Source organism: Nocardioides sp. P5_C9_2 (assembly GCF_054049555.1).
The window spans coordinates 1-6,355 of the sequence record NZ_JBFUMD010000201.1 but is presented as its reverse complement, the minus strand read 5'-3'; the positions used below and the strand labels follow the sequence as shown (position 1 = coordinate 6,355).

Annotated in this window: 9 protein-coding genes; 3 read left to right on the top strand and 6 right to left on the bottom strand. The window is 73.0% G+C overall.

What is annotated here, in order from left to right; all coding sequences use genetic code 11:
- From ACXJKL_RS11565 to ACXJKL_RS11550, 4 genes are all read right to left on the bottom strand, one after another.
- A partial coding sequence (locus tag ACXJKL_RS11565) for an ABC transporter permease (protein WP_457207195.1) occupies positions 1-601 on the bottom strand: 601 nt, incomplete at its 3' end.
- Positions 598-1,329, bottom strand: a complete 732-nt coding sequence (modA, locus tag ACXJKL_RS11560; protein WP_457207194.1) for a molybdate ABC transporter substrate-binding protein — start codon at positions 1,327-1,329, stop codon at positions 598-600. The genes ACXJKL_RS11565 and modA, both read right to left, overlap by 4 nt.
- A 68-nt stretch (positions 1,330-1,397) precedes the next feature.
- The gene (locus tag ACXJKL_RS11555) at positions 1,398-2,171 is read right to left on the bottom strand and encodes a molybdate ABC transporter substrate-binding protein (protein WP_457207193.1); all 774 of its coding nucleotides are present in this window, start codon (positions 2,169-2,171) and stop codon (positions 1,398-1,400) included.
- Positions 2,168-2,569, bottom strand: a complete 402-nt coding sequence (locus ACXJKL_RS11550) for a TOBE domain-containing protein (protein WP_457207192.1) — start codon at positions 2,567-2,569, stop codon at positions 2,168-2,170. Before ACXJKL_RS11550 ends, ACXJKL_RS11555 begins: the two co-directional genes overlap by 4 nt.
- Positions 2,570-2,653: 84 nt before the next feature.
- On the opposite strand from ACXJKL_RS11550, the gene ACXJKL_RS11545 reads away from it, so the two are divergent.
- A complete protein-coding gene (locus ACXJKL_RS11545) occupies positions 2,654-3,229 on the top strand; it encodes a DUF4245 domain-containing protein (protein ID WP_457207191.1) in 576 nt (191 codons plus the stop codon).
- Between the two features lie 24 nt (positions 3,230-3,253).
- Here ACXJKL_RS11545 and ACXJKL_RS11540 read toward each other — a convergent pair whose 3' ends face one another.
- Positions 3,254-3,475: an exodeoxyribonuclease VII small subunit gene (locus ACXJKL_RS11540; RefSeq protein WP_457207190.1), complete on the bottom strand. Its 222-nt coding sequence runs from the start codon at positions 3,473-3,475 to the stop codon at positions 3,254-3,256.
- Positions 3,472-4,749, bottom strand: a complete 1,278-nt coding sequence (xseA, locus tag ACXJKL_RS11535) for an exodeoxyribonuclease VII large subunit (RefSeq protein ID WP_457207189.1) — start codon at positions 4,747-4,749, stop codon at positions 3,472-3,474. The genes ACXJKL_RS11540 and xseA overlap by 4 nt, the downstream gene beginning before the upstream one ends.
- 63 nt (positions 4,750-4,812) lie before the next feature.
- Here xseA and ACXJKL_RS11530 point away from each other — a divergent pair, with 63 nt between their 5' ends.
- Positions 4,813-5,814, top strand: a complete 1,002-nt coding sequence (locus tag ACXJKL_RS11530; protein ID WP_457207188.1) for a 4-hydroxy-3-methylbut-2-enyl diphosphate reductase — start codon at positions 4,813-4,815, stop codon at positions 5,812-5,814.
- Positions 5,815-5,833: 19 nt separating this feature from the next.
- Positions 5,834-6,355, top strand: a 522-nt coding sequence (locus tag ACXJKL_RS11525; RefSeq protein WP_457207187.1) for an L-threonylcarbamoyladenylate synthase, incomplete at its 3' end; no start/stop codon positions are given.

The following is a 6,355-nucleotide window of genomic DNA, read 5'->3' as shown; positions in this document are numbered from 1 at the left end:
GCGACCAGCCGAGCACCATCCCGGCCAGGATCCCCGGCATGGCGAGCGGGACGGTCACCCGGCGGAAGGTCGTCCAGCGGGTGGCCCCCAGGGTCGCGGCAGCGGCGTCGTACACGGGGTCGGCGGAGCGCAGCGCGCCCTCGATCGCGATCACGACGAAGGGCAGGGAGACGAAGACGTGGGCGAGCACGACCCCCCAGGTGGTGAAGGGGAAGGCGAAGCCCGTCAGCTCGAGCAGCGGCTCACCGATCAGCCCGGTCCGACCGAAGGCGTTGCGCAGGGCGATGCCGGCCACGACCGGGGGGAGCACGAGCGGGACGGTGACCAGCGCGCGCAGCAGCCCACGACCGCGGAAGTCCACGCGGGCCAGCAGCCACGCGACGGGAAGGCCCAGCACGACACAGACCAGCATCGCCGCCGTCGACGTGACGACACTGAGTCGCAGCGCCTGGCGCAGCGACTCGGAGGAGAGCTCGTCGGGCAGCGAGGCCCAGTCGGTGGCCGCGACCATCGCGATCAGCGGGACGACGAGCACGAAGACCGCGAGGGCCGCCGGCACCAGCAGGACCGCGGGCGGTCGCCCCAGCGGGTCGCGGGTCACGGCGCGGGGTCCGGGACGCCGAAGCCGGCGTCCTCGAGCGCGGAGCGACCGGCATCGGAGAGCAGCAGGTCCACCCAGGCCTGGGCCAGGTCGGCGTCGCCGGCCTGCTCCAGCGGCGCCACGGCGTACGTCGTCACCACGTCGGCCGCCTCGGGGATCTCGACGGTGGCCACGCTGTCGCCCGCGGCCACGGCGTCGGTGGCGTAGACGAGGCCGGCGTCGACCTCGCCCGAGGTCACCTTGTCGAGCGCGGAGCGCACGTCGTCCTCGAGGCTGACCGGCTCGGAGGTCGTGCCGGCCCGGTCCAGGACCTCGAGCGCGACCCGGCCGCACGGCGCCTCGTCGGCGCAGCGCACCCAGCTCGTGCCGTCGAGGTCGTCGAGCGACTCGATGCCGAGCGGGTTGCCCGGCTGGGTGACCAGGACGAGCACGTTGGTGGCGAAGTCCTCGACGTCGCCGGTCACCCCGGCGTCCTCCGCGACCCCCATGGAGGTCGTGTCGGCGGTCGCCAGCACATCCCCGGGCGCGCCGTCGGCCGCCTGCTCGGCCAGGTCGGTGCTGCTGCCGAAGCTGAAGGTCACCGTCTCGCCCTCGTCCGCCTCGTAGTCGCCCGCGAGCTCGGTGAAGACGTCTGTCAACGAGGCGGCCGCGAGCACGGTGATGCCCCCACCGTCGGTGCCGTCGCCCGCACCGTCACCCCCGCAGGCACTCAGGGTGACGGCCAGCACGGCGGCAGACAGAAGCGCAGATCGGTGAACCCTCATGAGGGGAGTGTGCCGCACCTGCGGGAACGATGTCAGCCTTCGGTCTGCAGCTGCGGATCCRCCAGGGCGAATCCGTGGTCGGCGAGGATCGTCTGACCGGCCTCGCCGAGGACGAAGTCGATGAACTCCTGGCCCTCGTCCGGGTGGGGTCCGCCGTCGATGAGGGAGATGGACGGGAACGCGACCCGGTCGCTCGCCCACGGCAGCTCGATCGTCTCGACGGCGTCCCCGGCACCGGCGGCCTCCGAGGCGAGCACGAGCCCGGCCTCCACGCTGCCGTCGACGACGGTCTTGATGGTCGCGGCCGAGTCGGCCCCGACCACCTGCTGGACCTCGATGCCGGCGGAGTCCAGCGCGAGCTGGGCCAGCCGACCGCACGACTCGTTGATGTAGCAGACGGCCACCTCGTCGCCGTCGAGGTCGGCGACCCGCGTGACGTCGCCCGGGTTGCCCCGCGGGACGGCGATGACGAGGTGGTCCTCGGCGAACACGGCGGGCTCGCCGGTCAGGACGCCGTTGACCTGGACGAGACCCACCGGGTCGGCGGCCGCCAGGACGTCAGGGGTGTCCCCGGCGGTCAGGTCGCGGACGAGGTTGCCCGACGAGTCCACGGTGAGGTCGATGGCGACGTCCTGCTCCTCCTCGAAGGCCCGGCCGAGGTCGGTGAACGCGTGGCGCAGCGAGGAGTCGGCGTACACCTCGATCGTCGTCGACGGCCCGGCGCACGAGCGCACCACGGTGGCGACGACGAGCAGGGTGACGAGCAGCGCGGCCACCACGAGGGCCGCGCGGGGCGGGCGCCTCACGGGACCTCCACCACGACGTGCGTGGACTTGACCGAGGCGACCGCGCGCACGCCCGGCTCGAGGCCGAGCTCGTCGGCGGCGTCGGCGCTCATCAGGGACACCATCCGGTGCGAGCCGCAGACCATCTCGACCTGGGCCATCACGTGGTCCTTCTTCACGCGCGTGACGATGCCGCCGAGACGGTTGCGCGCGCTGACGGCGCTGGCCCGTGTCTGCTCACGGTCCGGCTCGTCGAGCAGGGACTCGGCCAGCCGGGCGAGGTCGGTGCCGCGGATCGTCGTCGGGGAGCGGCCGTCCCCCGGCACGGCGGGCAGCCGACCGGYGTCGACCCAGCGCCGTACGGTGTCGTCACTGACGCCGAGCACGTCGGCGGCCTCGGCCAGGCGGTAGGTCGTCATCGGGGGATTGTCTCCCACGTGCGCAGCGCCCCGACCACGACGGGTGCCGACGGTGCGCTGGGGCCGTACGGGACAATCGGCGGCGTGAGCGACAGCGGCGTCAACCCTCCCACCGTGAGCGGGCCCAGCGGCAAGCCCTCGCGCCACCAGCGCTCGGCAGCCGGCATGGTCGGCGCCATGATCATCACCCTGCTGGTCATCGGGGGCTTCGTGGCCCTGCGCGGCTTCACCCGGGACCAGGCGGAGGTCGAGGTGTCCCCCGTCGACTACCAGGACGCGGTGGCGGCGGCCGCCGACTCCGGGCTGTCGCTCGTGCATCCCCGTGAGCTGCCGGACGGCTGGCGGGCCACGAGCGTCGACCTGTCCAGGGACGAGTCGCCGGCCTGGGCGATGGGGATGCTGACCGACGAGGGCCGCTTCGTGGGGATCCGCCAGGAGGAGGAGTCAGCCGACGACATGGCGGCCGTCGCGATCGACAAGGACGCGGTGGAGGGCGACGAGGTGCGCCTCGACAGCGAGGTCGCCGACACGTGGACCACCTGGACCGACGACGGCGGGGACACGGGCTATGCCGCCGAGCTGGGGGACCAGACGGTGCTGGTCTACGGCTCCGCGCCTCGCGAGGACCTCACCGAGATCGTCGCGCTGCTGCAGCGTTGACCAGGGGGTTCACCGGACGACCGCCTACTGGTCCTCGGCCGCGCCCTCGATGACCGCGTCGAGGCGCTTGCGCGCCCCGTCGAGCCACGACTGGCAGACCTGGGCGAGCAGCTCGCCTCGCTCCCACAGGGCCAGTGACTCCTCGAGCGTGGTGCCGCCGGCCTCGAGGGTGCGCACCACCTCGATGAGCTCCTCGCGGGCCGCTTCGTACGTCGGGGTGTCCTGCTCGGCGGGGGAGTCGCTCATCGCGTGGTCCTTCGAGTCGAGGGGGTGGTGTCGTCGTCGGGATCGGTGGGGCTGCCCTCGGTGCGGGTGGTGGTGGCGACCACCCGGCCGTCGGCCACCCGGACGCTGACCTCCGCGCCCACGATCACGGCGTCGACCGAGGTGACGACGTGGCCGTCGGCGTCCTGGAGCACGGCGTAGCCACGCCGGAGGGTGGCCAGGGGGGACAGCGCCCTGGCCCGCGCCCGCTGGTGACCGATGTCGTCGGCCGCCCGGTCGAGCCGGTGGCCCAGGGTGCGGCGGGCCCGCTCCAGGAGCAGGTCGACCTCGTCCGAGCGCGCGGCCAGCAGGGTGCGCGGGTCGGCCATCACCGGTCGGGAGCGCAGCTGGTCGAGGCGCTCCTGCTCGCGGTCGACGATGCGTGACATGACGGAGCGGACGCGGTCGCGGGCCCAGGTGACCCCGGCGAGCTCCTCGGCCATGTCGGGCACCACCAGCTTGGCGGCGTCGGTGGGGGTCGACGCCCGGACGTCGGCGGCGAGGTCGAGCAGCGGGGCGTCCTGCTCGTGGCCGATGGCCGACACCACGGGGGTGCGGGCCTTGTGCACCGCGCGGAGCAGCGCCTCGTCGGAGAACGGCAGCAGGTCCTCGACCGAGCCGCCGCCGCGGGCGATGACGATCACGTCCACGCTCGGGTCCGCGTCGAGCCGCTCGAGCGCCTCGATCACCTCGCCGGCGGAGCGCGAGCCCTGCATCGCGGCGTACGCCGTGACGACGTCCACGGCCGCCCACCGCCGGCGGGCGTTGTCGACGACGTCGCGCTCGGCGGCACTGCCCGGTGCGGTCACCAGTCCCACGCGGCCGGGCAGGAAGGGGAGGTCGCGCTTGAGCTCGGGGGCGAAGAGGCCCTCGGCGGCCAGCAGCTGGCGGCGGCGCTCGATGCGAGCCAGCAGCTCGCCGAGGCCGACCATCCGGATGTCGCGGGCGTAGAGCGAGAAGCTCCCGCGGTTGGCGTAGAACGAGGGGCGCGCGTGCACGACGACGGAGGCCCCCTCGACGAGCGGCGGGTTGAGGGAGTCGAACAGCGTGCGCTGGCAGGTGAGGGTCACCGAGATGTCGGCGATCGGGTCGCGCAGGGTCATGAAGACGGTGCCGACGCCGGGTCGGCGGTTGACCTGCGCGATCTGACCCTCGACCCAGACGGCGCCGAGGCGGTCGATCCACTGGCTCACGGCGTTGGCCACCGCACGCACCGGTGCCGGTGACTCGAGCGTCGCGTCGCGGAGGGTGGCCACGCAGCGACCCTAGGGGACGGCGCCGACAGTGCAGCACGCCCGGGCGGCTCCTAGACTCGGGCCATGACCACCGATCTCGGCCTCCCCCCGGTCCTCGACCCGGAAGCCGCCAAGAACGTCCTGCTGGCGGCACCCCGCGGCTACTGCGCCGGCGTCGACCGCGCGGTGATCACCGTCGAGAAGGCTCTCGACCTGTACGGCGCGCCGGTCTACGTGCGCAAGCAGATCGTCCACAACAAGCACGTCGTCGCCGACCTCGAGGCCCGGGGCGCCATCTTCGTCGAGGAGCTCACCGAGGTCCCGGAGGGTCGGACGGTGGTGTTCTCGGCGCACGGCGTCTCGCCGGCGGTGCACACCGAGGCGCAGGAGCGAGGACTCAAGACGATCGACGCGACCTGCCCGCTGGTGACGAAGGTCCACCACGAGGCGAAGCGGTTCGCGAGCGACGACTACGACATCCTCCTCATCGGCCACGAGGGCCACGAGGAGGTGGAGGGCACCGCCGGCGAGGCGCCCGATCACATCCAGCTCGTGCAGTCCCCGGCGGACGTCGCCGGCATCGTGGTGCGCGACCCGGCCAAGGTCGCCTGGCTGTCGCAGACCACGCTCTCGGTGGACGAGACCCTGGAGACGGTGGCCGCGATCCGGGAGCGGTTCCCGCTCCTGCTCGACCCGCCGAGCGACGACATCTGCTACGCCACCCAGAACCGTCAGCTGGCGGTCAAGGAGATCTCCGAGGGTGCCGACCTGCTGATCGTGGTCGGGTCCGGCAACTCCTCCAACTCGGTGCGCCTGGTGGAGGTCGCCCTGGAGGCGGGCGCCAAGGCGTCGTACCGCGTCGACGACGCCTCGGAGATCGACGAGGCCTGGCTCGAGGGCGTGGACACGGTCTCGGTGACGTCGGGCGCCTCGGTGCCCGAGGACCTGGTCGACGGCGTGCTCGCCTACCTGGCCGAGCGCGGCTACCCCGAGGCCCGGGCCGTCCACACGGCCGAGGAGTCGCTCATCTTCGCCCTCCCGCCGGAGCTGCGCCGCGACATCCGCGCCGCCCAGGCCCGGGGCTGACCGAGGGACTGGTCCGGACATGGCCCGCTACCTCGACATCCACCCCGACAACCCGCAGCCACGCCTGGTGACGCAGGTCGTCGAGGCGCTGCGAGACGACCAGCTGATTGCCTATCCCACCGACTCGGGCTACGCGCTCGGCGCCCGGCTCGGCAACCGCGAGGGCCGCGACCGGATCCTGCGCATCCGCGACCTCGACGACCGGCACCACTTCACCCTGATGTGCAAGGACTTCGCCCAGCTCGGGCAGTTCGTGCACGTGGACAACGCAGCCTTTCGGGCGATCAAGGCGGCCACCCCGGGTCCCTACACCTTCATCCTGCCGGCCACCGGCGAGGTGCCGAAGCGGCTGATGCACCCCAAGAAGCGCACCGTCGGCGTCAGGATCCCCGACCACGTGCTGGTCTGCGCGGTCCTGGAGGAGCTCGGGGAGCCGATCCTCACCAGCACGCTGATCCTCCCCGGCGAGGAGGAGGCCCGCACCATGGGCTGGGAGATCAAGGAGGACCTCGACCACGTCGTCGACGTCGTCATCGAGGCC